Genomic DNA, 24,695 nt, shown 5'->3' with positions numbered 1-24,695 from the left:
CCAATATCACCGACGATTGAAGGCATTTTTGGTCCGAAGATCGGGGATTTCCCCCCATGGCTCGTCAGGCCAGCGATGTTTGGGATAGCGCCCCTTCATATCCTTTGCGACATCAGCCCATGACCCCCGCCAGAAGCCGGGCAGATCGCGGGTGGACTGTATCGGGCGGCCAGCGGGGCTTGTGAGCTTGAGGAGCAAAGGCGTGGTCCCGATCATGGGGTGCTTGTCGAGGCCGAACAGCGCCTGCACGCGCACTTCGACACTTGGCGCATCATCGCCTGCGTAATCGATTGTGTGCATGGTGCCCGCGGGAGAGGTAAACTTGATGGGCGCAATCTCGTCGAGCCTTTGCCGCTCACTCCAATCGAGAACCCCAAGCGCCGCATCAGCAAACCGCGCGGGCGGCAGATCGAGATCGCGCCGCCCCTCCAGCAGTGGTGCGAGCCACAGGTCTGACTGCGCTTTAAGGTTGTCCGCGAAAAGCGCCTCAACACCCGTAAATTCCGCCCGCGCGAGAAAGCCTGACGGGAGAATTGCCCCCAGATCATCCAGAGCTTTATCCACAAGCATATCCACAATCGCCTGTGGGTCCGGATCAGGGTCGGGACCACTGGAAAGCACAATCGCGCCCAGCCGCCGCTCACGCCGTGCTTCAACGCGTTTCTTATCGCTATTCCAGTGGGTTACGGTCCGTTGTTGGATTTGCCCCGCAAAGATCGTCTCAACCCGCTCAGGCGCAAGCTCCGCCGCTGCGGTCACGCGCGCACCCTTGGCCTGCCCCTGAGCGTCACCGATCACCAGCCACTGGGCGCGGGCAAGCGGAGAGGTGGGATTCAACAAAAACCCTCTACCGTATGTACTTACCCAATTTTCTCCCGTCCCATCGCGCCTGCGAGCCACGAAATCCGGCCGCGCCAGAGCAAGGCATTCGGCGGCACTGAGGTCTTTTGACTCGCTCTGATCGGCGAGCTTTTGAGCCGTCTTCGCCCAGCCCTTCGCGATCCGCTGAGCGCTTTCTGCGCGCTTGGATTTGTCGCTGCGCCATTGTGAAAGGCGCTGCCCCAAATCTTCGCTGCGGCCACCAAGCCCGCGTTCTTGCAGGAGCATGACGATCCGCGCCGCGTCCTCCGCACATCCGGCCTTCGCGCCGTTGAGTACGCAAGCTGCATGATCGGGTGCCATCGGCATTGCTGCAATTGCATCGCCCAATGGAGTGATACGGCCAGTATCATCCAGCGCGCCCATTGCTGTGAGAGACTTTTTAGCCGCAGTAACCGACGCGGAAGGTGGCGGATCGATCCATCGAAGCTCTGCCGGGTCCGCCGCCCCCCATTTTGCGAGCTTGAGCACAAGCGCAGTAAGGTCCGCTGTCTCAATTTCTGGCGGCGCAAACTCGGGCCGACCCAAATGCCCGCCCTCTTCCCAAAGGCGATAGGCCACTCCCGGCCCCTGCCGCGCGGCGCGCCCTGCCCGTTGGGCTGCTGCCGCCTGGCTTGCGCGATGCGTCACCAACTGCGTCGTGCCAGCCGCGCGGTCGAACTGCGCCATGCGCGCCAATCCGCTGTCGACGACCATGCTGACCCCGTCGAGGGTGAGCGATGTTTCGGCGATTGCTGTGGCGAGTACAATGCGCCGGCGCCTCTGTGGATCGCGGCGGATCGCTTCGCGCTGAGCGGCGGGTTCGACTTGGCCATGGAGGGGCAAGATGGGCGTGCCGGGGAGCTTCGCCTCTAACCGTTCGTGAGTGCGCTCAATCTCTCCAACGCCGGGGAGAAAGGCCAATATGTCTCCACCTTCACCATCCGCTCCATCGCGCCAAGCGGTCATCACGCCGTGGGTGACGTGATCTTCGATCCTCGCGGAAGGATCACTGCCAAGCCATCTGATCTCAAGCGGAAAGCTGCGCCCCTCACTTTCGATCACCGGGGCGCTTTCGCCAAGCAGGCCAGCAAAACGTTCGCCATCAATCGTCGCGGACATGACCAGCACCCGCAAATCGTCGCGCAAAACCTCACGCGTTTCCAAGGCGAGCGCTAGCCCAAGGTCGCTGTCGAGGTGCCGCTCGTGTGCCTCATCAAAAAGCAGCGCCGAAACACCGGAAAGCTCAGGGTCCTCGACCAACCGGTTCACAAGGATGGCCTCTGTCACCACCAAAATACGGGTACGCGCCGAGGTCTTACTATCAAGCCGAGTCAGATAGCCCACCGTCTCCCCCGGTTTCTCGCCCAGCATCTGCGCCATGCGCTCAGCTGCGGCGCGCGCAGCTACACGGCGAGGCGACGTGAGGATGATTTGACCCGCACACCAATCCTGATCGAGCAGGTCTGGCGCGACTGCCGTAGTTTTACCCGCCCCCGGAGGCGCGATCAGGACCGCAGCGCCCTCACGCGCCAGGGCTTCCCGCAATTGGGGCAGCACTTCGTAGATGGGCAAATCGGGGCTCACGCCCTGTCAGATAGCGCGATCAATATCCGCGCGCGACTGCAAATTGTGCAGCTTCCGCCATGGCAGCGCGGGCCTTGCTGTCAGGGAAGATCGAAATCGCATCAATCGCGCGTTGGGCAAAGTGACGCGCCTTTTCTCGCGTATCTTCAAGCGCATTATGCTTTGCGATCAAAGACACCGCGTGTGCGAGATCCTCATCTGACGAACGATGTCCAAGGATCGCATCTTTCCAGAACTTACGCTCTTCCGCGTTCCCTCGCGCATGGGCGAGGATCACGGGCAGGGTCATTTTACCCTCGCGGAAATCATCGCCCTGATCTTTACCCATTTGACTTGCATCGGAATCGTAGTCAATTGCATCATCGACCAATTGGAATGCAACGCCGAGATTGCGTCCGTAATCTTCAAGAGCGCGTTCTTCGTCTTCGCTGCATTCAGCGACGACCGCGCTGATCTGGCTCGCCGCGGCGAACAAAGCAGCGGTTTTCGCGCCAATAATGTGAAGGTAGCGTTCTTCGCTGGTTTCGATCTGGCGCTGAGAGGTCAATTGCGCGACCTCGCCTTCTGCGATGACGGCGCTTGCGTTGCTCAGAATTTTGAGAACTTTCAGGCTTCCGTCTTCGGTCATCAACTCGAACGCACGGCTGAAGAGGAAGTCGCCAACCAAAACCGTTGCCGGGTTGCCGAAAATGATATTGGCCGCAGCTTTACCGCGCCGAAGCTCGCTGCCATCGACCACATCATCATGCAAAAGCGTCGCGGTGTGAATAAACTCAACCGCTGCGGCAAGCTTGTGATGGCGCGTGCCATTGTATCCCACGAGCTCTGCCCCAGCGAGCGTCAACATGGGTCGAAGCCGCTTGCCGCCCCCTGAAATAAGGTGTCCTGCTAGACGCGGAATCAGCGGTATTTCGCTTTGCATCCGGTCAAGAATCACCGCGTTAACCGCGTTCATGCCGCTCGCTGTCAAAGACAGCATCGGTTCAATCGTGGGTTCTTTACGCGGGAGAGGAACAACATCTGCTGTCATAGACTTCGGCCTTAGGGGGTGCTCCAGTGGCTTGGCAAGCGCTGAATTGATGCGTAGTTGGTCACTTATGTCCGACGATCCGCAATTGGCAAAGTTCCGCAAGAGCATCGACAACATCGATGCAGCGCTTATTCATATGCTGGCAGAGCGCTTTCGCATCACTCAGGCAGTGGGCGAATATAAGGCGAAGGTGACCCTCCCCCCGGCTGATCCGGCGCGCGAAGAGCGTCAAATCGCACGGCTGCGCAAATTGTCAGAAGAAGCCGATCTCGACCCGGAATTCAGCGAGAAATTCCTGCGTTTCATCATTGATGAAGTGATCCGGCACCATCAAAAAGCACAAGGCGGCTAAGCCCACTCGCTTCAAGCTCTGGGCAAGCTTAGCTCAACCAGCAATCCGCCCAAATCTTCGCTTTCGCCAAGCGTTACTGTGCCGCCGTAAATCTCGGCGACATCACGAACAATCGCAAGGCCAAGCCCAGTTCCAGGCTTGCCTGTGTCGAGCCGCGCGCCGCGGTCAAAAATGCGTGAGCGTTCCGCTTCGGGAATACCCATACCGTCATCTTCCACCCAGATTTTGAGAAGTTCACTGTCCGGTTCATGGTCGAGTGTCACAAAGACGCTTCCTCCGCCGTACTTCGCCGCATTTTCGATGAGGTTGCCGAGGATTTCGTCCAGATCCTGACGCTCGATAGCGACCAGCGCCTTTTTGGTGCCTGCAATATCGAGCCTTCCTTCTGGATAGAGCCGCTCGACTGCGCGGCGCACGGCTTCGGCACTTGCCCGAACATCGCTTCTCGCCTGTCCGACAGCGCGCCTGCCCACTGCTCTTGCGCGCGCCAGATGGTGATCGACGTGACGCTGCATCGTGCGCGTTTCGCGGAACACCGCCTCGCTCAAATTCGGATCGCGCGCGGTTGCTGCATTGGTGAGCACGGTAAGCGGTGTCTTAAGAGCATGGGCCAAATTTCCAGCGTGCATCCGCGCCTCTTCCGCTTGACGCTCCGTGTGGTCGAGGAGTGCATTGACCTCATCCACCAACGGCTCAACCTCGGCGGGGAGCGGTTCTGTGATGCGATTTTCGCCGGTCGTGCGCAGTTTTTGAATGGCCGCCCTCACCCGGCGCAAAGGCGACAGGCCGTATCGAATCTGCAACAAAGCCATGACGATCAATCCCAAACCAAGAACCGCAAAACTCCAGGTCAGGATCAAGCGCACCTGCTGGATTTGATTGTCGATTTGTTCGGTCGCGCTCGCCACAGCAAAGGTCCAGCGGGTTTCGCTCCCCGGCAAAATCACCGTCCGTTCGGCAATTCGTAGGGGCTCGCCTTCAAATTGGCTGGAGTTATAAATGCTCACATCGCTGTTGAACTCATCGCCCGCATCAACGCCGCGATCTTGCGCTTGCAAGGCAAGCGTGCGGTCCCACAGGCTGCGCGATGGATAGGGTTCGAACCCCTCCCCGCTGATCTGCCAATACAGCCCGCTCCCCGGCTCTAAAAAGCGTTGATCGCCAAGTGTGCGATAGAACCAGACTTCGCCAAAGCTGTCGATTTCAGCAGAGGCGATCATCGAGGTGAGTTGATATTCGAGCTGTTCGTCAAAATTAGAGATCACTTGGCGTGTCAACGTGCGCTCAAGCGCGATCCCGCCGCCCAGCAAAAGCACAATGATCCACCCGGCCGCGATAAGCCCCATGCGCCGCGCAAGGCTCGCTCGCGGGCCAGCGGCAGGAATGGGAGCCAGCTGCGCATCATCGGCGGCGTTTTCACCGCTAACGACATCGCTCACTGAAGCGTCACCTCGCTTAGGCGCGGGGTGCGTCTGCGGGGTCGTCGAGGCTGTAACCGAGGCCACGGATCGTGGTGATTACCTCACTTCCGAGTTTCTTGCGAATGCGGGTGACGAAAACCTCGATCGTATTGGAATCGCGGTCAAAGTCCTGATCGTAAATATGTTCGATCAATTCCGTGCGGCTCACCACCTTACCCTTATGGTGCATGAGGTAAGAAAGGAGTTTATACTCCTGTGCCGTCAGCTTAACCGGTTCACCATCAAGGGTAACGCGGCCAGAGCGGGTATCCAAACGCACCGGGCCTGCGGTAAGTTCAGAAGAAGTATTGCCAGAAGCGCGGCGGATAAGCGCGCGAAGACGAGCGATCAGCTCTTCTGTCTGGAACGGCTTGGCAAGGTAATCGTCTGCGCCCGCATCAAGCCCGGCAACCTTATCCGACCAGCTATCACGCGCAGTCAGCACCAAAACGGGGAAGTCCCGCCCTTCCTTGCGCCACATTCCAAGCACCGAAAGGCCGTCAATCTCAGGCAAGCCCAGATCGAGAATACAGGCATCGTAATCCTCAGTACTCCCAAGAAAGTGGCCATCTTCGCCATCGGTGGACAGGTCCACGGCATAGCCATTTTGCTCAAGCGTTGATTTGAGCTGTTGCCCAAGTGTTGGTTCATCTTCGACAATCAGGATGCGCATATTCCACCATTTTCACGTGCAATTGGTCGGGAAGGACTGCGCTTTTGAGCGCCTTGCGTCAAGCGAGCAACTCCATGCAAACGCGCCTTAGTCCCCGATGAATTCATAAAGTGATCGGCTTTTACCGTGAACGATTGATGATGCGGCCAGAGCGCGCATCAACGTCGACATAGGTCACGCGGCCATCGCGGATGAATTTAAGCCGATAGGCGCGCGCTGTGCTGTCATAGGACGGCCCAAGGTATTCCGCGCCCCGCATCTGCGGGAGAACGCGCCGTTCAATTTCACGCAAGGAAAGCTGATTACCAGCGCGCATCTCGCGCCTCGCAGTGCCCTGATCCGTGCGCGTTTGCTCCTGCGCCGCAACACCAGCCGCAACAGCCGATGTGGCAGAGCCAGCGCCCAGCATCACAGTCGCAGCAGAAGCGGCCATTGCGGCTAAAAGAAAACGGCGGGTCGTCATAACATTGCCATGCCTAGCTGATCTCTATTGAACAAGCTGTGAATGCGCGGTCTTCAGTGCGTTCAGTTACGTAACTCAATGTTACTCCCCGTCATTCACCATTTCATATTTGATTGAAAGGTTCACGCCGGTGCTGACTTGCCCCGGTTGAACGGGTGCTGCCGCATCAGCTTCGAGTACGGCTGATCGCATCACCATCTGAGGTGCAGGCGAAGAGCCACGCAGGCTTTCGCTCACCGCCATGACTTTCACACCGTCAAAGCCGAAGAGCTTGGCGTAAGCCTCCGCGCGAGCCTGCGCCCGTTCAATGGCCCGTTCGCGCGCGGTGGCCTTGGCATCTTCATCATTCTCGATGCTAAATGTAGGGCCTGAAAGATCGGTTGCGCCTGCCGCTACAAGCGCATCCAACGCCGCGCCCGTGCCCTCCACATCGCGCAGTTTCACGCTAACCCGGTTTGATACCTGATAACCGCGAAAAACCTGCCGCTGATTGGTGCGGTCGTAGTCATATTGCGCGTTCAGATTGATACCTGTCGTCTGAATATCCTTATCTTGAACGCCAAGCGCCTTTATCTCATTGATGACGCTCTGCATCTGGCGCGCATTGATACGCATCGCTTCAACCGCTGTGGCTGCTTGGCTAGTCACGCCTGCGCCAATCGTCACAAGATCAGGCTCTGCGGTCACGCTTTCAGAGACGGAAAGTTCAATCACGGGGCCGTGCGTTTCAATCTCAATTTCTTGAGCGTTGGCGGGCGCAGCAACCATAGCTGCGGCACCTGAAACAAGGCCAAGGGCGAGAGCATAGCGGATCATAAAACTTCCTCCTGAATTTTCAGGCGTTCTATTGTTTTGAGCCTGAGCGCACACTGAACCGACCTCACTAAAACTAACTTGGCAGCAAGGATGCAAGTCCTTAAGCGCGCGCATCATGGCTCAACCTCCAATTCTTTCATGGGAAGGTCTTTCCCTGCAACAAGGCGCGCGCTGGCTTTTTGGCGGGCCTCAACCCGGCGTTGGCGCCGAACCGATTGATTTGCACATTCTTCCCGGCGACAGGCTTGCGCTGATTGGTCGCAACGGCGCGGGTAAGACGACGCTGCTGAAACTGATTGATGACCGGATCGAAGCCGACCGTGGCACGCGCCGGGTAAAGCCGGGGACGCGCATCGTCTTTCTTGAGCAGGAACCTGATTTCAGCGCGGCCGACACGCTGATGGATTTCGCGCTTGCCGGCGATGATGTGCCCGCAGCGCATGAGGTTGAGGCCATCGCAGGACAGCTTGGCATCGACATGGCGACCGATGCAGCAACCGCGAGCGGGGGCGAGAAACGCCGCGCCGCGATTGCGCGTGCATTGGCACAAGACCCTGATTTGTTGCTGCTTGATGAGCCGACGAACCACTTGGACCTGTCCGCGATTGATTGGCTTGAGGATTGGCTGAACCGCTATAACGGCGCGTTTATTACCATTAGCCACGACCGGACGTTCTTGAAACGCCTGACCCGCGCGACTTTGTGGCTCGATCGAGGGACTTTGCGGCGCAAGGAAGTCGGCTTTGGCGGATATGAAGCATGGGAAGAGCAGGTTTACGCCGAGGAAGCGCGCGCTGCTGAACGCCTTGATGCCAAACTCAAAATCGAGGCCCACTGGCTCGAACGCGGGGTTACTGCGCGGCGTAAACGCAACCAAGGCAGGCTTGAAAAACTTCACCAAATGCGGGCCGCGCGCGCTGCGATGATCTCGGATAGCAGCTCTGCCAAGCTCAAGCTCGCAAATGATGAAGAGTTCAAGTCGAAGTCGGTCATTGTCGCTGAAGACATATCAAAATCCTATGACGGGCGGGCTGTCATCAAACCCTTCACCCTGCGCATCCAGAACGGCGACCGGATCGGCATCGTTGGCGGGAATGGCGCAGGCAAAACCACGCTTCTCAAAATGCTCACCAAAGAGCTTGAACCCGATAGCGGCACCATCTCGCACGCCCGCACTTTGAGCGGAGTGATGATCGACCAACAGCGCAAGCTTTTGGAACCCGATGCGACCGTGCGCGACATTTTGGCGGAGGGCGGCGATTGGATCGATGTTCGCGGAAATCGGAAGCACGTTCAGGCATATCTTAAAGACTTCCTCTTCGATCCCAAGCTGGTTGATACCAAGGTCGGCATCTTGTCGGGCGGTGAGCGTTCCCGCCTCCTCTTGGCGCGCGAGTTTGCCCGTACTGCAAACCTTCTCGTTCTGGACGAGCCAACCAACGATCTTGACCTCGAAACGCTGGACCTTCTGCAAGAGGTGATTGCCGATTTCGATGGCACTGTTTTGATCGTCAGCCACGACCGTGATTTCCTCGACAAAACGGTCACTGTGACGCTCGGCCTTGATGGCACAGGCCGCGTCGATATCGTCGCGGGCGGATATGAAGATTGGGAGGCTAAACGCCGCAAGCCGGTTGCAGGCAAATCCAAGTCGTCATCCTCCGATTCAACCGGCAACCCGTCCCCATCGCCTGCACCTGCGCCTGCATCGACCAAGCTCTCTTACAAAGACCAACGCGATTATGAGCTTCTTCCCGCACGGATCGAAGAGCTCGAAGCGGCCATCGCCAAGGGTGAGGCAATCCTTGCGGACCCTGACCTGTTCACGAAAGACCCCAAGCGTTTTGCAAACATCTCCAAGGGCTTGGAAAATGCACGCGCTGAAAAAGACGCCGCCGAAGAGCGGTGGTTGGAGCTCGCCGAACAGGTCGAGGGATAAATCGCGCATCGTCGCGCTGGTTTGAGACACTTGAGACACTGTTCAGGACCGAAAAATTTGTCTCACCTGATGCGGTAGAAATCCGCCACCCTTTCAAGCGCCAATTGCAGCACCAGCTTGCCGCTGCGCGCAGGCCATCCGAGCGCCTTTTCCGCTTGCGGCAGCCCTTCGCCCGCGCACACCACGCGCCACAATACATCTTCGAGCCCCTTGCCCGCTTCGGCAATCGCGCCATCGAACCGCTGTTTGGCGGCAATCTGTCTCTCGCTATGGGTCAGCCTCCCTTCGCCGCTGCCGAGATTGCCGCTCTTCACCCGCACCGGATCCCATCGCATGGTCAGGCTTGCCGACAACTGCGCGCGTTCGTAATCGTTTCTGAGCTGTTCGCCCGCCTGAAAAAGTCGGTCAGAGAGATGCCCGCGCGAATGTAGCCATGCGATGGGCGATTCCCCAAGATTGACTGTCACACTGCGGCGCTTGCCCCCCGCCGTACCCGCACGCCGAGGGCCTTCAGGGGTCAGTTCGCGTTCCACCAGTTTGCGCATAATTTCACTCCTTAGTTCGCTGATGCAGGCAAAGGGGTTGCAACGCACCCGGTGATGTAGGAAAGTGAAACTTGCCAATTTGGTTAGTTCTGAAAGATTGAGGGCCCGCATGATCAACCGCATTCGCGAAATCCGAAAGGCGCGCGGAATGACACTCGCGGACCTTGGCGCTGCGTGTCAGCCGCCGACGACCGCACAAACCATCGGCAGGCTCGAAACCGGGATGCGCAATCTCTCGACCAAATGGATGGATCGTATTGGCGCAGCTCTTGATGTTGATCCGGAGGTTCTCGTCCGTTCTGAAAACGCGCCGCGCGCAAAGGTTATTGCAGAGCTTGGGATTGGCGACCCCGAAGCGCTCAAAACCGCGCGCGATGCGATTTTGCCTAGCGAAATGGCCGCCCAAGAAGGTGATGAGCCGATGTTGGTGCTCGAAGTTACCTCTCCTGCGGGCGAATATCGCGCAGGCGATACAGTATGGCTAAGGCAGATGGATGCCTGGGCAGCCAAGGATAAGGATTTTCTTGCCGCGATGAACCGCGATTGTCTGGTGCCTCGTCCAGGAGGGCGCTTCGCTTTCGGACGGCTGATTGATCGGCGCGGTTACAAGCTTGCAATCCTTCCCGCACAAGCTGGCCAAAAACAGCAGGTTATCGATAACCCCGACTGGATCGCAGTCGCTTGTATGTTGGTGCGCCCGCTATGAGCCAGCCTGCAAAACACGTCCTTTCCTTAAGCACGCTGTACCCCAATCCTGTTAATCCGCGCTTTGGCACCTTTGTTGCGCGCTCGCTTGAGGCGCTAGCGAAAAGGGGCGCTGAAACAGTAGGACAAGATACGGGGGGCTGGCAGGTCAGTGTGGTCAATCCCATCGGTCTGCCTCCCTTGGCACTTGGGCGTTACCGCGAGCTTGCAAAGCTCCCAAACAAGGCTGAGGAACACGGCATAACCGTGCATCGCCCACGCTTTACGCTGATCCCGAAGGTTGGCGCACGGCGCAATGCGTCTGCGATCGCGAAGGCTGCCCTTCCGATCATCCACCGCATTAATGAAGAAACTCCGATTGATCTCATTGATGCGCAGTTCTTTTTTCCCGACGGTCCCGCAGCCGCGTTGATTGCCGATGAAATGAAACTGCCCCTGTCGATCAAGGCGCGCGGCTCTGACATCACGTATTGGGGCGGGGTCGATTTTGCGCGCGACCAAATGCTGAATGCGGCGATACGCGCAAAAGGGCTGCTCGCGGTCAGCGGATCGATGGCGAAGGAGATGGCCGCAATCGGCATAGCGCGCGATAAAATCCGCGTGCATTATACAGGGCTTGATAAAGAACGCTTTCGCCCGCTTGACCATACGCAATTGCGCACCCAGCTGGCGTCACAATTGGGCTTTGCCATGCCCGACAATGCCCCGCTGATGGTGTGTGTTGGCGCTCTGATTGAGCGCAAAGGGCAGGACATAGCAATCGCGGCTGCGGCGCAGATTGAGGGCGCGCGTTTGGTGCTCGTTGGCAAAGGGGATGACGAAACACATTTGCGTCAGCTGGCGCGTGATTTGGGCCTTGTAGAGCGGGTTCATTTTGCGGGATCCCTCGACCATGATGTGATGCCGCTGGTGCTGTCTGCTGCTGATGTGATGGTGCTGCCCACGGCGAATGAAGGCCTTGCCAACGCGTGGGTCGAAGCGCTCGCTTGCGGCACGCCAGTGGTCACCTGCGACGTTGGCGGCGCACGGGAAATCATCACCAATGCGACCGCCGGACGGCTGGTGAAGCGCGACCCTGAGAGTGTGGCTGCTGGCGTCCGAGCGGTGCTGAACGATCCGCCCATGCGTCACGCAGTGGCCGCCATGGCGGAAAAATTCAGCTGGCAAACCAATGCGATTGAGCTTGCCGCATATTACGATGGGCTGGTGAGCTAACTCGTCATTGCGAGGAGCCAGAAAGGCGACGCGGCAATCCATGGACGGACCGTGCGCCTAGTTGTGACCTCAGGCCATGGATTGCTTCGCCTTCGGCTCGCAATGACGAGAATTGGGTTCAAGCCTCGCCCAGAACCTTCTTCTCCTGGCGATCCGCCTCTGTCTCTTGCGGAACAAAGCTGTCCGAGGTCACACCCAGCCAGATGAGTATCGGTGCGGCCAGATAGATGCTGGAATATGTACCGATGAACAGGCCCGCCGTGATCGCTGCAACCAGACCAAAAAGGCTTGGCGGACCGGCGATAAGCAGCGGCACCAAAGCCACCAGCAGAGTCAAGGAAGTCATCACCGTCCGCGCCAGCGTCTCGTTGACTGAAAGATCAAGAAGCTCGGCCAAAGGCATCTTGCGGTACTTCTTAAGGTTCTCACGAATGCGGTCGTAAACAACAATCGTGTCATTCAGCGAATACCCGATAACGGCAAGGATCGCCGCGATGATCTGAAGCGAGAACTCCATCTGAGTGATCGCGAAAAGTCCCATGGTGACAGAGACGTCATGGAACAGTGCAAACAGGCCGCCGACACCAAACTGCCATTCGAACCGGATCCAGATATAGATCGCCACCGCAATCATCGCGAAGAGCAAGGCAAAGCCTGCATCGCGGCTGAATTCGCCTGCAACTTTCCCCGAAACGGTCGAGTTGCCATCAGTGCGAACGTCGGGATAGCCACTCTCAATCGCGGCAATCACTTCATTACCGATTGCGGTCGCTGCGCCCGGCGTGTCTTCCACGCCTTCGGGCAATGGCACACGGATGCTCACTTCGTTGGGTGAGCCGAATTCCTGCACAACCGGCGTTCCGTAACCCAAGCCTGTCACAGTCTCACGCAGTTCTGGAACGGGTGCAGCGTTGCCTTCTGCAAAGGTCAGTCGCACTTCCTGTCCGCCGGCAAAGTCGATGCCAAGGTTAAGGCCATTGACCGCAACCGCGCCCCAGCTTCCGAAAATCAGAACAAGGCTGAGAATGAAAAACGGCACGCGCAAACGCAGGAATTGGATGTTCGTGTCATCAGGGACGAGCTTTAGAAGTTTCATGTGCCTCGCCTGCCTTCTTAAATGTTGATGTCTTTGGGACGGTTCGCGCTCAAATAGCCCGATACCCACATCCGGGTGAGCGTAAGCGCGGTGAAAACCGAAGTGATAAGTCCGATCACCAGAACCACGGCGAAGCCTCTGATCGGGCCAGAGCCGAACCAGAACAGCAGAGCGCCAGCGATAAAGTTGGTGATGTTTGCATCATAAATGGCGCGGCTGGCTTCTTTGTAGCCGTTTTCAACCGCCGTGATGACCTTTCTGCCTCGTTTGCGCTCTTCTCTGATGCGCTCGTTGATGAGCACGTTAGCGTCCACCGCAGCGCCCACTGTGAGCACGAAGCCAGCGATACCGGGCAGCGTCAGGGTGAAGTTACCGATCGCCATCAGGCCCAGCAGGATGAGCACGTTAATGACAAGCGCGATGGTCGCATAAATGCCAAAACGGCCATAGCTTGCAATCATAAGGGCGATCACCGCCAGGCTGCCGACCAGCATCGCAATCAAGCCTGAGCGGATCGATTGCTCACCCAGTTCTGCGGAAACGGTGCGCTCTTCAATCACGGTCAGCGGCACTTCCAACGCGCCGGAGCGCAGTTGGATGGCGAGTTGGTTTGCGCTGTCAGGCGTAAAGCTGCCCGAGATTTGCGCTGCACCGCCTAGGATCGGCTCCCTGAAGGACGGGGCGGAGATCACTTCGCCATCGAGAATAATCGCAAAACGCTGCCCTACGTTCTCGGTCGAAAGCTTGGCGAATTTCTGACCGCCTTGCTGGTCGAACTGGATGTTGACGACGCTTTGGTTGGTTTGAGGGTCAACACCGGCCTGCGCGCCTGTGAGGCTGTCACCGCGAACACCGCCAAGGCGTTTTACCGCCTCGAATTGGCCTGCGAAATTGCTATCGGCGGCATAGGGGAAAATCTGGCTTCCCGGATTGGCAATGCCCGCCTCGGTGTTGCTGGGGAGCGCTTGTTGATCGACCAGTTTGAACTCAAGCTCTGCCGTTTTGCCGAGCAATTCCTTGAGCGCTTGCGGGTCTTCGAGACCCGGCACTTGCACCACAATCCGCGTGTCGCCCTGGCGCACGATGGTCGGCTCGCGCGTGCCAAGCTCGTCGATCCGGCGGCGCACGACTTCGATAACGCTTTCCATCGCATTGTTGACCGCGACATTGAGGCCGCTTTCGGTGGGGACCAGCACGAGACGCTGAGTATCGACAACCTCAAGATCCCACTCCTGCTGGAGCGAACCATCACGGCCCATCATCAAGGGCTCCAACAGCCCCCTCGCCCGATCAATATCGGATGCGGAATCGAGCAAGAGAGACAGCTGACCGTCAGCGCGCGAAGTGTCGCCAAACTTGATCGCGGGCGTCGCCCCTCTCAGCGCCGCCTCAACCGATTCCTCCATATTTTCCAGCCGCTTCGTCGCGACATCGTCAGGATCAGCTTCAAGCAGAAGATGCGATCCACCCGCCAAGTCGAGGCCGAGATTGACCGTGGGAGCATCCTCGCCAAGATCAACTCCAGACGACATAAGGAGAGACGGCAAAGCAGCCGCGATCAGCGCGATCGTCAGCCCCCAAAGCGAAATTTTCTTCCAAAGCGGTGTATCAAGCATTGTTTGTACGCTTTGATCCTGTTGAGATGTATAGATGATGTCTCGCGGGGCTCAGCCAACACGACTGCCCGCCAGACCTTAGTCGTTGGCAGCTGGCTTTGTGCCCGGTTCAATCAGATCGGCAATTGTGTGCTTGACCGCTTTCACGCGCACATCTTTGGCAAGCTCGATCTCGGCGTAAGTATCATCAACCTTGACGACTTTCCCAACAAGCCCGCCTTGCGTCACGACCTGATCGCCTTTTTTAAGGCCAGCGACTTTTGCCTGATGCTCTTTTTGCCGTTTCATCTGCGGGCGAATGATCAGGAACCAGAAGATCACCACCATACCAACGATGGGCAACCAGTTGATCCAGGCAGGTGGCGCTTCGCCTGCGCCTGCGGCGGCAGCTGTCAAAAGTTCAAGCATCGCTTTGTAAAACCTATGTTATTTGCGCCTTTGCTCGTAGCCAGCATCTCAAGGACGGGCCATGCGCATCCGCATTGGCTCCGATAATTCCCCTTGACCCCTGACATTCGAACACGGCTGTTTGTGACCGTTAAGTGGGCGCGGTTAGCAGCATTGCAAGCGCCCCGCAATCAACCCTTCTTCCAAGGGGGATAATGTCCCCAAATTCACGCAAACCCTCGCGACCAGATGAATTCCTAACGCATCCCCGCTTGTCAGCATCAAAAGAGCCCCTTATAGGCGCGGCTCTCCACCGGTTCGGGAAGTAGCGCAGCCTGGTAGCGCATCACACTGGGGGTGTGGGGGTCGCAGGTTCGAATCCTGTCTTCCCGACCAGTGGAGCTCCAACAAAAATTTACAAGTCCCGTTCGTCGGAACGCATGGCCACTTCGTCCCTTTGCGCTGTTATTTGATTGCAAGGCTACGCAAGGAACTTTCATGGATTTGGCTATTCCTTCAATCACGCTCGCGCGTTCCGCATTGTTCGTCAGCAGTACGGCTATCGCGATTTGTGCGAGCCCTGCGCTGGCGCAAGGCGCAGACGATAATGCTGACACAACTGAGGCCACGGTCGCTCAGGATGCAAGCACCCGAGCGGTATATACGCCTGAGGACTTCGCCCGCTTTGCCCCGCGCAGCGCGGCTGATATGGCGCGCCAGGTGCCCGGTTTTTCTATCCGGCAAGGCGATGGCGCACGCGGCCTTGGCGCGGCGGACACCAATGTCCTGATCAATGGTCGCCGAATTTCCGGCAAATCGAACGGCCCGGTCGACGCGCTTGCCCGCATACCCGTGGAAGAGGTTGTGCGCCTTGAACTTGTCGATGGGGCAAGCCTCGATATTGGCGGGCTGTCAGGGCAGGTCTTGAACGTCGTCACCGCGCGCACGGGAAGTATTGCAGGCACGTTTCGCTATGCGCCGCAATTTCGCTCAAAAGGCACGCCAGCGCGTCTGTTGGAAGGGCGCGTGTCTTTAGCGGGCGGCGGACAAAAAGATGAATGGACGCTCAGCCTTGAAAACGATTCAAACAGGCGCGGTGATGAGGGGCCTGAATTCGTCTTTGATGGTGCAGGCAATCTGATCGACACGCGGCAAGAAAAAGCCAATTTCGCATTCGATACAATCGGCCTGTCGGGTTCATATTCGCGCATTGCCAACAATGGGAATGTGCTCAACCTCACTGGCGAGGTGAACGGGTTTATTCGCCGCGAGCGCGAAATCTCTGAAAGATCTGGCACAATCAACCCGATTGACCGGGTGCGAACCTTACGAGGCACGGAAGACGAATTTAATTTCGAGCTCGGCGCGGACTACGATTTTTCTTTCATTGGGGGTCGGTTAAAACTGATCGGCTATCACCGCTACGAAGACAGCCCGACAACCGCCTCTGTCACCACACAGTTCGCAGACGGCAGTGCGGCTGAAGGCACCTTGTTCACCCGCGACGCTGACGAAGGCGAGACAATCGCACGGGGCGAATTTCATTTTGGTGCAGCAGGCGGCGATCTGGTTGTCGCTCTTGAGGGGGTGAAAAACTTCCTCGACATTGAGGCTTCTTTGGAGGTGCGCGACAATACGGGCGAGCTTCAACCCGAAGTCTTTAGGGGAGCAAGCAGCCGCGTCGAAGAAGACCGTGCAGAAGCAACCATTACATACAGCCGGCCTCTTACGTCCAATCTGCAATTGCAAACGAGCCTTGGCGCTGAATATTCACGCATTTCGCAAAATGGGCCTGCCGGGCTCACCCGCACATTTTACCGGCCCAAGGGGTTTGTCGCGCTCGACTGGACAGCGAGCGATATGCTCAATCTCTCTGGCCGGATTGAACGCCAAGTAGGTCAGCTGAACTTTTTCGACTTCATCGCGTCAGTCGATGTCGATGAGAACAATGCCAATGTATCTAACGTGGAATTGGTCCCGCCACAGCTTTGGCGTTTCGATATGGAAGCCAATATTGGCCTTGGTGCGATTGGCACCTTGGCGCTGCGGCCGTTCTACGAAGATGTGTCCGATATTGTCGATTTCATCCCGATTGATGGCGGCGGTCAGGCACCTGGCAATATCCCCTCTGCGAGCCGCTATGGCATTGAAGGCGACGTGACGCTACTTTCCGACGGTCTGGGCTGGATGGGCACACGGTTTGACGCAGGTTTTCGTGTTGCAAACAGCTCTGTTCGTGACCCCTTGCTAGGCTTCAGCCGCAATCTTTCCGAATTTCAAACCGAACAGATCGACTTTGAGATTCGCCATGATTTCGCCGCAAGCAACTGGGCGTCTGGCATTACTGCCTTCTGGAACAACTTGACCGACGACGTTCGTCTTGACCAGATTTCGCGGCGCCGTGAAACCTTTGCTTTTGCGGGCTACTATATTGAAAACAAAGACGTAGAGGGGATGGTCGTGCGCCTTGCGATCAACAATATCCTTGATCGCACCAACAAGTTTGACCGTATCGTATTCTCCGACCGCGCGGCGGGCACAATCGACTTCATCGAGGATCGCGACCGCTCATTCGGGCAGATCTTCACGCTGGAGATTGAAGGAACGTTCTGACCGCCCTACTCACCTGTGGCACGAGAGGATCGGACATGAGCAACACCCCACAAATCAAAATGCGCAGCTGGCTGTTTGCCCCTGGCGATAGCGAGAAGAAAATGGGCAAGGCCATCGCAAGCGAGGCCGATATTGCGCTGCTCGACCTTGAAGATTCGGTGGTGCCAGAGCGCAAAGCCGATGCACGCAAGATGGTGGCTGACGCGATTGCCTCTGCGCCTGATCGGCGGCGCGTTTGGGTCCGGGTGAACCCATTATCGGGCGATTGGACTGAGGGCGACCTCGATGCTGTGATTGCGGCTGGGCCGGGCGGATTGTTCCTCCCAAAGGCTGAAGGCGGACACGATGTGACCGCTTTTGATGCAATGATCACCAAGCGCGAAGAAGCTGCGGGGATGGCGGTCGGCTCCACCAAAGTCGCAGCGCTTGTGACTGAGACGGCTGCTGCCATGTTCACCACCGGCACCTATGACGGCGCGCCGCGTCTGGTGGCGATGAGCTGGGGGGCCGAGGATTTGTCCAGCGAAATCGGTGCAAGCGAACAACGCGGACCGGATGGTGAATACACCCATATCTTTGAAATGGCGCGATCCTTGTGCCTTCTTGGCGCGATCAAGGCGGGCGTCACGCCCATCGAAACCGTCCAGCCTGAGTTTCGCGATCTTGCGGCTCTAGAAAGCCGTGCCCGCCGCGTGCGCGCACAAGGGTTTCGCGGGATGCTGGCCATTCACCCGGCTCAGGTCGCGCCCATCAACTCCGCCTTTACCCCGTCGGCTGAAGAGCTTGCCCATGCGCGCGCTATCGTTGATGCATTCGCAGCCAATCCAACCGCGGGCGCGCTTCAGCTTGATGGTAAGATGATCGACCGCCCTCACCTCGCTCTGGCGCAGCGTTTGTTAGCGGAGGCGGGTGAGTAGATCGATACTTTTGGTTACTCATTTTCCTACATGAACCGTTTTGGTTACCTTGGTGCGACTCGCAAACAGGAGTGCGCCTCATGTCCCTCATTTCCACGCTCATCGGTCCGATCACCAAAATTCTCGACAAGATCATCCCGGACAAAGAAGCCCGTGCCAAAGCGCAGCTTGAGCTGGTGCGATTGGAAGGCACGCAGGAAATGGATCTGATCGAAGCGCGGCTTCAAGCCATCGTCGCTGAGGCCAATTCCAAAGACCCCTGGACCAGCCGTGCGCGGCCAAGCTTTCTCTATGTGATGTATGTGCTCATCCTGACAGCTCTTCCCATGGGGCTTTTAAGCGCATTCAATCCGTCAGCTGCGAGCGACATTGCGCGCGGCATGAACGCCTATCTCGCCGGACTTCCAGAGCCGCTTTATGCCCTGTTTGGCACCGGCTACCTCGGCTACACCGCAGCGCGCCAATGGGGCAAAGTCAAAGGCGTCGATAAATAAAGCCAGCCCAAGGTTATGCCGCGCTCGCGCACTCGATACAGCGAGTTGCGATGGGGCGAGCGCGCAGCAGCTCTTGGCTGATCCTGCCCCCGCAATTTGCGCAAACGCCGTAGGTTCCGTTGTCAATACGCCCTAGAGCCTGTCTGATCTGACCAATTTCAGCGCGCAGCACATCATCGACGCCAATCAGAGTCTCGTCATCGGCAAGGTCAATCGCCTGTTCGCTCGAATCGGCTTCGAGCGGGTGGCGCAAATCGTCCTCAATGACTTGAGCGCGGCGAAGCAGGTCTTCCATCCGTTGCTTGAGAGCCTGTGCAAATTCAGAATAACTGGTCATGGCATCCACCTCCCGGTCGTTGGGAGACTGTAGTACCCGCCTGTATCCTGGTGGAAATTGATCGAGATCAAGTGAGCGCTGCGGCGGTACCTGTGATGATCAAGTGCTGTGCATTAACCAGCAGAAAAGCACTTCTCGTTAAAGCGCCCGCTTATGTTTCAGGTGATTTACACCAGCGAGGCTTCTGATAGCCTTGGTGCGGGCGATGTCTTCAAGATCATCGAAACCTCCGCGCGAAACAATGCACCTGCCGGGCTCACCGGGTTTCTCATTTATGCAAACAATCGATTTTTGCAGGTGATCGAAGGCCCACAGACAACCATCGAGCGGTTGATGCGCACACTTGGCAATGATCCGCGCCATCATTCGATTAAAGTCATGCACCGCGCAGCCATAGCCAAGCGCTCTTTTCCCAAATGGAGCATGAAACGCATAGCCGTGACAGACGCACACGACGGGATTGATACGCTTATTCCAGAACTTGCGCACGCGCCCGATGTCGTGAAACGCGCGGTGGAAGATTTTCTGGGTATTGGCGTGCTTTGAGCAGCCTTCCAACGCTTTGCGGCCACGCGATTAATCGCTATCGCGGCATTCATGCAAAACACGGTTTATGTCCTCAACGGTCCCAATTTGAATCTTCTCGGCCTTCGCGAGCCTGAGATTTACGGGCACACCACCCTGGATGAGATTGCTGGGATGCTCGAAGATGAGGCCCGCAAACATGGCCTTACCATTGATATGCGCCAGACCAATCACGAAGGGATGCTGGTCGACTGGCTCCACGAAGCGCAAGCCGAGGGCGCGCGCGCGGTGTTGCTCAATGCAGCGGCCTACACTCACACCTCCATCGCTCTGCTCGATGCGATAAAGGCGATCACGACACCAGTGATCGAGGTGCATTTGTCCGATCCCAACACCCGCGAGACGTTTCGGCACGTGTCATATGTCGGTATGGCAGCAGCCAAGACAGTCGAGGGGCACGGGGCCGATTCCTACCGTATCGCCTTGGAGACCGTAGCGTCGGGCGAGGTCTGATCACCCACATCTTCGTGCATTTTTGCACCGATTGCCACTTGCCAGCCGCAATTGGCGTGAATAGGCACTTTTGTAGATACCAACATAGGGGAACGCATGGCTACCAAGAAGCCAAGCGCCGGAGCAAACTCCGGCATGAACATCGACACCGCTCTGGTTCGCGAACTCGCGGAACTGTTGAATGAGACGGGTCTTACCGAAATCGAAGTCGAAGATGACGACCGCAAAATCCGCGTCGCACGCGGCGGGGTTTCGACAAGCGTGGCGGCTGCGCCTGTTCCAGCTGCGCCAGCGCCTGTTGCCGCTCCTGTCGCTGCGGCTCCCGCTCCAGAAGCTGCCGCAGCGCCCGAAGCTCACGCTGATGCGCTGAAATCTCCGATGGTGGGGACTGCCTATCTCGCCCCTGATCCCAACGCGCCAAACTTCATTAAAGTTGGCGATAGCGTCAGCGAGGGTGACACCCTCCTCATCGTCGAAGCGATGAAAGTGATGAACCCGATCACCGCCGATAAAGCGGGCACGATCAAGGCGATCCTCGTCGAAAACGCGCAGCCGGTTGAATTCGATCAGCCACTTGTCGTGATCGGTTGAGCAGGCAGCTGAACTATGAGCATTAATCGCATTCTTATCGCCAATCGCGGCGAAATCGCTCTGCGCATCCACCGCGCAGCGCACGAAATGGGGATTGAGACGGTCGCGGTGCACTCCACCGCTGACGCCGATGCGATGCACGTGCGATTGGCTGACCATGCTGTGTGCATTGGCCCTCCAGCCGCAGCTGAAAGCTATCTCAATCACGCAGCGATCATTTCAGCCGCTGAGGTTGCTGGATGCGATGCGATCCACCCCGGCTATGGCTTCCTGTCGGAAAACGCCAAATTCGCCGAGATCGTAGAGGCGCACGACATCGCTTGGATCGGGCCAAAGCCTGAACACATCCGCACCATGGGCGACAAGGTGCAGGCGAAGAAAACCGCTGGCGACTTGGGGCTCCCACTCGTTCCCGGCTCTGACGGCGCGATCGAAGACCCCGAAGAGGGCAAGAAAATTGCCGCCGAAGTTGGCTATCCGGTCATCATCAAAGCGGCCTCTGGCGGCGGCGGCCGGGGCATGAAGGTGTGCGAGAGCGAAGACCAGCTCGAAACGCTGATGAAGCAGGCGGGCTCTGAGGCAAAAGCGGCCTTTGGTGATGCGACTGTCTACATCGAAAAATATCTCGGCAACCCGCGTCATATCGAATTTCAGGTGTTTGGCGATGGCGAAGGCAACGCCATTCACTTGGGCGAACGCGATTGCTCGCTGCAACGCCGCCACCAGAAAGTTCTCGAAGAGGCCCCCTCACCCGTAATCGACCACGAAGAACGGATGCGCATGGGCGAAATCTGCTCAAAAGCCATGCGCGACATGGGCTATCGCGGGGCGGGCACGATCGAATTCCTTTGGGAAAATGGTGAGTTCTACTTCATCGAAATGAACACAAGGCTTCAGGTCGAACACCCCGTGACCGAAGCAATCACGGGCGTTGACCTTGTGCGCGAACAAATCCGCATCGCGGCTGGCAAACCGCTTTCTGTGGCTCAGAAAGACCTTGAATTTCGTGGTCACGCGATCGAGTGCCGGATCAATGCCGAAGACCCGTTCACCTTTGCGCCTTCACCGGGCAAGGTGAATTACTATCACCCCGCGGGCGGGATGCACGTGCGGGTCGATTCAGGGCTTTATGCCGGATATTCGATCCCGCCCTATTACGATTCCATGATCGCCAAACTGATCGTCTATGGCCGCGACCGTGAAGGCTGCATCATGCGCCTTCGACGCGCTTTGGAAGAGATGGTCGTCGAAGGGGTCAAAACGAACATTCCACTGCATCAGGAATTGCTGCATCAGACCGATGTTCTTCACGGCGATTATTCGATCAAATGGCTCGAAGAATGGCTTGAAGAGCGCAAAAGCTAAGCCACCTTTTTGCTGGTCTTGAAATTTAATTACGCGAGCCGACCCGCGGGGTTTTACAGCGTTGCGCTTGCGTTCTCTTGTTTGCCGGATTAGTCCAGATTTTGTGCGCTGCATCATACGCGCACATAGCGGGAAAGCTCCTCGCGGGACCGGTGATAACAACGGACGCATGACGTATGCACAATCAAGACATCAATGCTGAAGATCGCAAGACTCAGCCATTTCCCCCATACCCGCGCATACGGCGCGGTGCGCGCAAAACTCAGATCGTTGTTGTAGGCGGCGGCGCTGGTGGCCTTGAGCTTGTGCGCAAGCTGGGTGCCAAATTCGGGCGACGCAATCACGACATTATCCTTGTCGATCAAAACCTGTCGCACATCTGGAAGCCTCTCCTGCACGAGGTTGCAGCCGGGTCGCTCGACGCCAATCTCGACGAGGTCGGCTATCGCAGCCACTGCGCGCGGTGGGGTTACCGTTTCTTTCAGGGAAGCCTTGAAAGCATCGACCGGCGTGAACGCACCATTCGACTTGCTCCGGTGGTTGATGACAAGGGGAAGGAAGTCATCGGCGCACATACGATCCGCTATGATATTTTGGTGCTCGCGATAGGATCGGTTTCCAATGATTTCGGAGTGCCAGGGGTCAAAGAAAACTGCCTTTACCTCGACAGCCGAATTCAAGCTGACAGGTTTCGTACCAAGCTTTTGAACCATTGCCTGCGCGTAAGCCGTGCCATGCTGAACAATCCCAATGCGGATGAGCGGGTGAAGGTCGCGATCGTGGGCGGCGGGGCAACAGGCGTCGAACTCGCAGCTGAACTGTATAACGCCGCAGCGGGCCTAAAGCACTATGGCCTTGAAGTCTTTGACGAAAGCCGTCTCGATGTGACCTTGCTCGAAGCGGGTCCACGCATTTTGCCGGCGCTTCCTGAGCGTTTGTCCGCATCCGCGCGCGGTGAGCTGGAGGCGCTGGGTGTGAAGGTGCGCGAAGGCGTACAAGTGGTCAAAGCCTCAGAAAACGCGCTTGTCGCAGCCAATGGCGAAGAATTCGATGCAGACCTTATGGTCTGGGCTGCAGGCGTCAAAGGCGCAGATTTCCTCGGCTCACTGGGTCTTGAGGTGACACCGCGCAATCAGATCGTGGTAAAGCCGACACTTCAAACCGTCACGGATCAGGATATTTTCGCGCTTGGCGATTGCTGTGCGTTTGTGCCCGAAGATGGCGGGCCACAGATCCCGCCGCGCGCGCAGGCCGCGCACCAGATGGCGGACACTGTGTTCAACAACATCTGCCGCAGAGAACGCGGACGCCAGCTTGAGACGTTCACCTATCACGACAATGGTTCGCTCATTTCGCTCAGCCGCTTTTCGACCGTCGGAAGCCTCATGGGCAACCTTATCGGCGGCGCAATGGCAGTCGAAGGACGCATCGCGCGCTTCATCTACACCTCGCTATACCGGATGCATCTGATTGGGATCCACGGCTGGATCAAAGGGCTTGGCCTGATGGTGATCGGCCGGGTGAACCGCATTGTCCGGCCAAAACTTAAGCTGCACTAATCAAACGAAAATCCAGCGGCCTTTGCCTCTTCAATAATTTCAGCGCCTGTTTTCTTGGGGCTGTCTTGCGCCAAATCAAACCAGTGTGGCTTCTCGTCGATGAAAATCTGTTGTTTGATTGCCATTTCGTCCGGCAAATCGAACAGGCCCGCCAGAAAAGTCCGGTTGCCTGTAGGCGTGAATTTGTACCACAAATGGCTGCCGCATTTGGAGCAGAAGGCGCGCTCAGCCCAGTTGCTGGAAGGGTAGGCGGTGATGTGCTCTTGGCCTGTGATGGTGAACTGCCCCGCCTCAATCCCTGCATACATCGAGCCGCCCCAGGTCTGGCACATAGTGCAGTGGCACACATCGACCTCACGATGAGCATTGTCGATGGTGATCGAGACAGAGCCACAAAGGCATGAACCGGTCAGCGGCTCAGCGATATATGACTGCTTTGTGCTCATCCTCGGCTCTCCTCCGGTCTTTTCTAGAGCTTAAAGCGGTACTCCAGGCTCATGTTTCGCGGTGCGAATGGTAAGCGATGTTTTGACACTGGCGACATTGGGCGCAGGGGTCAGCTTGCTGGTGAGAAATTCTTGAAAACTCTGCAAATCGCGGCTCACGATCTTCAGAATAAAGTCGATTTCGCCATTGAGCATATGACATTCACGAACCTCGGGAAGGTCGGCCATATGGTCTTCAAATTCGCGCAGATCGTCTTCAGCCTGTGATTTCAGGCTCACCATCGCAAAGACGGTGATCGCAAAGCCAAGCTTTGATGGGTCGAGGTCAGCGTGATAGCCGCGAATTACCCCGTCTTCTTCAAGTCCGCGGACACGACGCAGGCACGGCGGCGCGGTCAGCCCGACACGCTGCGCCAATTCCACATTGGTCACGCGCCCTTCCGCCTGAAGCTCGCTCAAAAGTCGCCGATCAATTTCGTCCAAGTTCGCCATGATACCCTTCTGCTTCCCCAATGACGGGCGATTTGCACCTTGCCCCCTAGTCACCTGCAATCGCTTGCAATAAATCTCTAGCCCACACAATCAGTCCATTT

General features: G+C 57.5%; 25 protein-coding genes and 1 tRNA gene. 13 read left to right on the top strand and 13 right to left on the bottom strand.

What is annotated here, in order from left to right; genetic code table 11:
- Positions 1-6 precede the first annotated feature (6 nt).
- Both hrpB and INR77_RS08015 read right to left on the bottom strand, forming a co-directional pair.
- Entirely contained in the window at positions 7-2,433 is a 2,427-nt protein-coding gene (gene hrpB / locus INR77_RS08020; protein WP_255573697.1) for an ATP-dependent helicase HrpB, read from the bottom strand.
- 31 nt (positions 2,434-2,464) lie between these two features.
- Entirely contained in the window at positions 2,465-3,475 is a 1,011-nt protein-coding gene (locus INR77_RS08015; protein ID WP_223070578.1) for a polyprenyl synthetase family protein, read from the bottom strand.
- A gap of 67 nt (positions 3,476-3,542) precedes the next feature.
- Between INR77_RS08015 and INR77_RS08010 the strand changes: the two genes are divergently transcribed.
- Positions 3,543-3,827, top strand: a complete 285-nt coding sequence (locus tag INR77_RS08010) for a chorismate mutase (protein WP_223073471.1) — start codon at positions 3,543-3,545, stop codon at positions 3,825-3,827.
- A gap of 11 nt (positions 3,828-3,838) precedes the next feature.
- Here INR77_RS08010 and INR77_RS08005 read toward each other — a convergent pair whose 3' ends face one another.
- The 4 genes from INR77_RS08005 to INR77_RS07990 all read right to left on the bottom strand — a co-directional run bounded on the left by INR77_RS08005 (position 3,839) and on the right by INR77_RS07990 (position 7,239).
- Positions 3,839-5,173 (bottom strand): HAMP domain-containing sensor histidine kinase, encoded by a 1,335-nt coding sequence (locus INR77_RS08005; RefSeq protein ID WP_255574009.1) that lies wholly within the window; start codon positions 5,171-5,173, stop codon positions 3,839-3,841.
- A gap of 109 nt (positions 5,174-5,282) precedes the next feature.
- Positions 5,283-5,960 carry a response regulator transcription factor gene (locus tag INR77_RS08000; RefSeq protein WP_223070576.1) on the bottom strand — a complete coding sequence of 226 codons (678 nt, stop codon included), beginning with the start codon at positions 5,958-5,960 and terminating at the stop codon, positions 5,283-5,285.
- A 121-nt stretch (positions 5,961-6,081) separates the two neighbouring features.
- Positions 6,082-6,423, bottom strand: coding sequence for a PepSY domain-containing protein (locus INR77_RS07995; RefSeq protein WP_223070575.1), 342 nt, complete (start codon positions 6,421-6,423; stop codon positions 6,082-6,084).
- Positions 6,424-6,504: 81 nt separating this feature from the next.
- The gene (locus tag INR77_RS07990) at positions 6,505-7,239 is read right to left on the bottom strand and encodes an SIMPL domain-containing protein (RefSeq protein ID WP_223070574.1); all 735 of its coding nucleotides are present in this window, start codon (positions 7,237-7,239) and stop codon (positions 6,505-6,507) included.
- 115 nt (positions 7,240-7,354) lie between these two features.
- Here INR77_RS07990 and INR77_RS07985 point away from each other — a divergent pair, with 115 nt between their 5' ends.
- A complete protein-coding gene (locus INR77_RS07985; RefSeq protein ID WP_223070573.1) occupies positions 7,355-9,178 on the top strand; it encodes an ABC-F family ATP-binding cassette domain-containing protein in 1,824 nt (607 codons plus the stop codon).
- 62 nt (positions 9,179-9,240) lie between these two features.
- Here INR77_RS07985 and INR77_RS07980 read toward each other — a convergent pair whose 3' ends face one another.
- On the bottom strand, positions 9,241-9,726 hold the full coding sequence (locus INR77_RS07980) for a DUF6456 domain-containing protein (RefSeq protein ID WP_223073470.1): 486 nt from the start codon (positions 9,724-9,726) through the stop codon (positions 9,241-9,243).
- Between the two features lie 106 nt (positions 9,727-9,832).
- Between INR77_RS07980 and INR77_RS07975 the strand changes: the two genes are divergently transcribed.
- Together INR77_RS07975 and INR77_RS07970 are read left to right on the top strand one after the other, a co-directional pair.
- Positions 9,833-10,429 carry a helix-turn-helix domain-containing protein gene (locus INR77_RS07975; RefSeq protein WP_223070572.1) on the top strand — a complete coding sequence of 199 codons (597 nt, stop codon included), beginning with the start codon at positions 9,833-9,835 and terminating at the stop codon, positions 10,427-10,429.
- Positions 10,426-11,643, top strand: coding sequence for a glycosyltransferase (locus INR77_RS07970; RefSeq protein ID WP_223070571.1), 1,218 nt, complete (start codon positions 10,426-10,428; stop codon positions 11,641-11,643). The genes INR77_RS07975 and INR77_RS07970 overlap by 4 nt, the downstream gene beginning before the upstream one ends.
- A gap of 118 nt (positions 11,644-11,761) precedes the next feature.
- Here INR77_RS07970 and secF read toward each other — a convergent pair whose 3' ends face one another.
- From secF to yajC, 3 genes are all read right to left on the bottom strand, one after another.
- Positions 11,762-12,739, bottom strand: coding sequence for a protein translocase subunit SecF (gene secF, locus INR77_RS07965; RefSeq protein WP_223070570.1), 978 nt, complete (start codon positions 12,737-12,739; stop codon positions 11,762-11,764).
- 17 nt (positions 12,740-12,756) lie between these two features.
- Entirely contained in the window at positions 12,757-14,355 is a 1,599-nt protein-coding gene (gene secD, locus INR77_RS07960; RefSeq protein ID WP_223070569.1) for a protein translocase subunit SecD, read from the bottom strand.
- Between the two features lie 78 nt (positions 14,356-14,433).
- Entirely contained in the window at positions 14,434-14,763 is a 330-nt protein-coding gene (gene yajC / locus INR77_RS07955; protein ID WP_223070568.1) for a preprotein translocase subunit YajC, read from the bottom strand.
- 298 nt (positions 14,764-15,061) lie between these two features.
- Here yajC and INR77_RS07950 point away from each other — a divergent pair.
- From INR77_RS07950 to INR77_RS07935, 4 genes are all read left to right on the top strand, one after another.
- Positions 15,062-15,138 (top strand) — tRNA-Pro (locus INR77_RS07950).
- A gap of 102 nt (positions 15,139-15,240) precedes the next feature.
- Positions 15,241-17,355 carry a TonB-dependent siderophore receptor gene (locus INR77_RS07945; RefSeq protein WP_223070567.1) on the top strand — a complete coding sequence of 705 codons (2,115 nt, stop codon included), beginning with the start codon at positions 15,241-15,243 and terminating at the stop codon, positions 17,353-17,355.
- A 35-nt stretch (positions 17,356-17,390) separates the two neighbouring features.
- Positions 17,391-18,272, top strand: coding sequence for a CoA ester lyase (locus INR77_RS07940; protein ID WP_255573696.1), 882 nt, complete (start codon positions 17,391-17,393; stop codon positions 18,270-18,272).
- Positions 18,273-18,352: 80 nt separating this feature from the next.
- Entirely contained in the window at positions 18,353-18,766 is a 414-nt protein-coding gene (locus tag INR77_RS07935; protein WP_223070566.1) for a holin family protein, read from the top strand.
- Positions 18,767-18,779: 13 nt separating this feature from the next.
- On the opposite strand, the gene INR77_RS07930 is transcribed toward INR77_RS07935, so the two are convergent.
- Entirely contained in the window at positions 18,780-19,103 is a 324-nt protein-coding gene (locus INR77_RS07930; RefSeq protein WP_223070565.1) for a TraR/DksA family transcriptional regulator, read from the bottom strand.
- 153 nt (positions 19,104-19,256) lie between these two features.
- Here INR77_RS07930 and INR77_RS07925 point away from each other — a divergent pair, with 153 nt between their 5' ends.
- From INR77_RS07925 to INR77_RS07905, 5 genes are all read left to right on the top strand, one after another.
- Entirely contained in the window at positions 19,257-19,649 is a 393-nt protein-coding gene (locus INR77_RS07925) for a BLUF domain-containing protein (protein ID WP_223070564.1), read from the top strand.
- A gap of 51 nt (positions 19,650-19,700) precedes the next feature.
- Positions 19,701-20,141: a type II 3-dehydroquinate dehydratase gene (locus INR77_RS07920; protein WP_223070563.1), complete on the top strand. Its 441-nt coding sequence runs from the start codon at positions 19,701-19,703 to the stop codon at positions 20,139-20,141.
- Between the two features lie 96 nt (positions 20,142-20,237).
- Complete coding sequence (gene accB, locus INR77_RS07915; protein WP_255573695.1) at positions 20,238-20,732, top strand: acetyl-CoA carboxylase biotin carboxyl carrier protein; 495 nt, start codon at positions 20,238-20,240, stop codon at positions 20,730-20,732.
- A gap of 15 nt (positions 20,733-20,747) precedes the next feature.
- Entirely contained in the window at positions 20,748-22,097 is a 1,350-nt protein-coding gene (gene accC / locus INR77_RS07910) for an acetyl-CoA carboxylase biotin carboxylase subunit (RefSeq protein ID WP_223070562.1), read from the top strand.
- Positions 22,098-22,273: 176 nt separating this feature from the next.
- Positions 22,274-23,656 carry an NAD(P)/FAD-dependent oxidoreductase gene (locus INR77_RS07905; protein ID WP_223070561.1) on the top strand — a complete coding sequence of 461 codons (1,383 nt, stop codon included), beginning with the start codon at positions 22,274-22,276 and terminating at the stop codon, positions 23,654-23,656.
- Here the strand turns inward: INR77_RS07905 and INR77_RS07900 are convergent.
- Together INR77_RS07900 and INR77_RS07895 are read right to left on the bottom strand one after the other, a co-directional pair.
- Positions 23,653-24,102, bottom strand: coding sequence for a GFA family protein (locus tag INR77_RS07900; protein WP_223070560.1), 450 nt, complete (start codon positions 24,100-24,102; stop codon positions 23,653-23,655). The genes INR77_RS07905 and INR77_RS07900 overlap by 4 nt on opposite strands.
- A 30-nt stretch (positions 24,103-24,132) precedes the next feature.
- Complete coding sequence (locus tag INR77_RS07895; protein WP_223070559.1) at positions 24,133-24,594, bottom strand: Lrp/AsnC family transcriptional regulator; 462 nt, start codon at positions 24,592-24,594, stop codon at positions 24,133-24,135.
- Between the last annotated feature and the right edge of the window lie 101 nt (positions 24,595-24,695).

This window comes from Erythrobacter sp. SCSIO 43205 (assembly GCF_019904235.1).
GTDB lineage: Bacteria > Pseudomonadota > Alphaproteobacteria > Sphingomonadales > Sphingomonadaceae > Erythrobacter.
The sequence above is the reverse complement of the archived record's forward strand: the minus strand, read 5'-3'. Positions and strand labels throughout refer to the sequence as shown.

Coding starts and splice junctions, on each gene's coding strand:
- INR77_RS08015 (WP_223070578.1), bottom strand. CDS start 3,475: ATGACAGCAGATGTTGTTCCTCTCCCGCGTAAAGAACCCACGATTGAA.
- INR77_RS08010 (WP_223073471.1), top strand. CDS start 3,543: ATGTCCGACGATCCGCAATTGGCAAAGTTCCGCAAGAGCATCGACAAC.
- INR77_RS08005 (WP_255574009.1), bottom strand. CDS start 5,173: ATGGGGCTTATCGCGGCCGGGTGGATCATTGTGCTTTTGCTGGGCGGC.
- INR77_RS08000 (WP_223070576.1), bottom strand. CDS start 5,960: ATGCGCATCCTGATTGTCGAAGATGAACCAACACTTGGGCAACAGCTC.
- INR77_RS07995 (WP_223070575.1), bottom strand. CDS start 6,423: ATGACGACCCGCCGTTTTCTTTTAGCCGCAATGGCCGCTTCTGCTGCG.
- INR77_RS07990 (WP_223070574.1), bottom strand. CDS start 7,239: ATGATCCGCTATGCTCTCGCCCTTGGCCTTGTTTCAGGTGCCGCAGCT.
- INR77_RS07985 (WP_223070573.1), top strand. CDS start 7,355: ATGGCTCAACCTCCAATTCTTTCATGGGAAGGTCTTTCCCTGCAACAA.
- INR77_RS07975 (WP_223070572.1), top strand. CDS start 9,833: ATGATCAACCGCATTCGCGAAATCCGAAAGGCGCGCGGAATGACACTC.
- INR77_RS07970 (WP_223070571.1), top strand. CDS start 10,426: ATGAGCCAGCCTGCAAAACACGTCCTTTCCTTAAGCACGCTGTACCCC.
- secF (WP_223070570.1), bottom strand. CDS start 12,739: ATGAAACTTCTAAAGCTCGTCCCTGATGACACGAACATCCAATTCCTG.
- secD (WP_223070569.1), bottom strand. CDS start 14,355: ATGCTTGATACACCGCTTTGGAAGAAAATTTCGCTTTGGGGGCTGACG.
- yajC (WP_223070568.1), bottom strand. CDS start 14,763: ATGCTTGAACTTTTGACAGCTGCCGCCGCAGGCGCAGGCGAAGCGCCA.
- INR77_RS07945 (WP_223070567.1), top strand. CDS start 15,241: ATGGATTTGGCTATTCCTTCAATCACGCTCGCGCGTTCCGCATTGTTC.
- INR77_RS07940 (WP_255573696.1), top strand. CDS start 17,391: ATGAGCAACACCCCACAAATCAAAATGCGCAGCTGGCTGTTTGCCCCT.
- INR77_RS07935 (WP_223070566.1), top strand. CDS start 18,353: ATGTCCCTCATTTCCACGCTCATCGGTCCGATCACCAAAATTCTCGAC.
- INR77_RS07930 (WP_223070565.1), bottom strand. CDS start 19,103: ATGACCAGTTATTCTGAATTTGCACAGGCTCTCAAGCAACGGATGGAA.
- INR77_RS07925 (WP_223070564.1), top strand. CDS start 19,257: ATGTTTCAGGTGATTTACACCAGCGAGGCTTCTGATAGCCTTGGTGCG.
- INR77_RS07920 (WP_223070563.1), top strand. CDS start 19,701: ATGCAAAACACGGTTTATGTCCTCAACGGTCCCAATTTGAATCTTCTC.
- accB (WP_255573695.1), top strand. CDS start 20,238: ATGGCTACCAAGAAGCCAAGCGCCGGAGCAAACTCCGGCATGAACATC.
- accC (WP_223070562.1), top strand. CDS start 20,748: ATGAGCATTAATCGCATTCTTATCGCCAATCGCGGCGAAATCGCTCTG.
- INR77_RS07905 (WP_223070561.1), top strand. CDS start 22,274: ATGCACAATCAAGACATCAATGCTGAAGATCGCAAGACTCAGCCATTT.
- INR77_RS07900 (WP_223070560.1), bottom strand. CDS start 24,102: ATGAGCACAAAGCAGTCATATATCGCTGAGCCGCTGACCGGTTCATGC.
- INR77_RS07895 (WP_223070559.1), bottom strand. CDS start 24,594: ATGGCGAACTTGGACGAAATTGATCGGCGACTTTTGAGCGAGCTTCAG.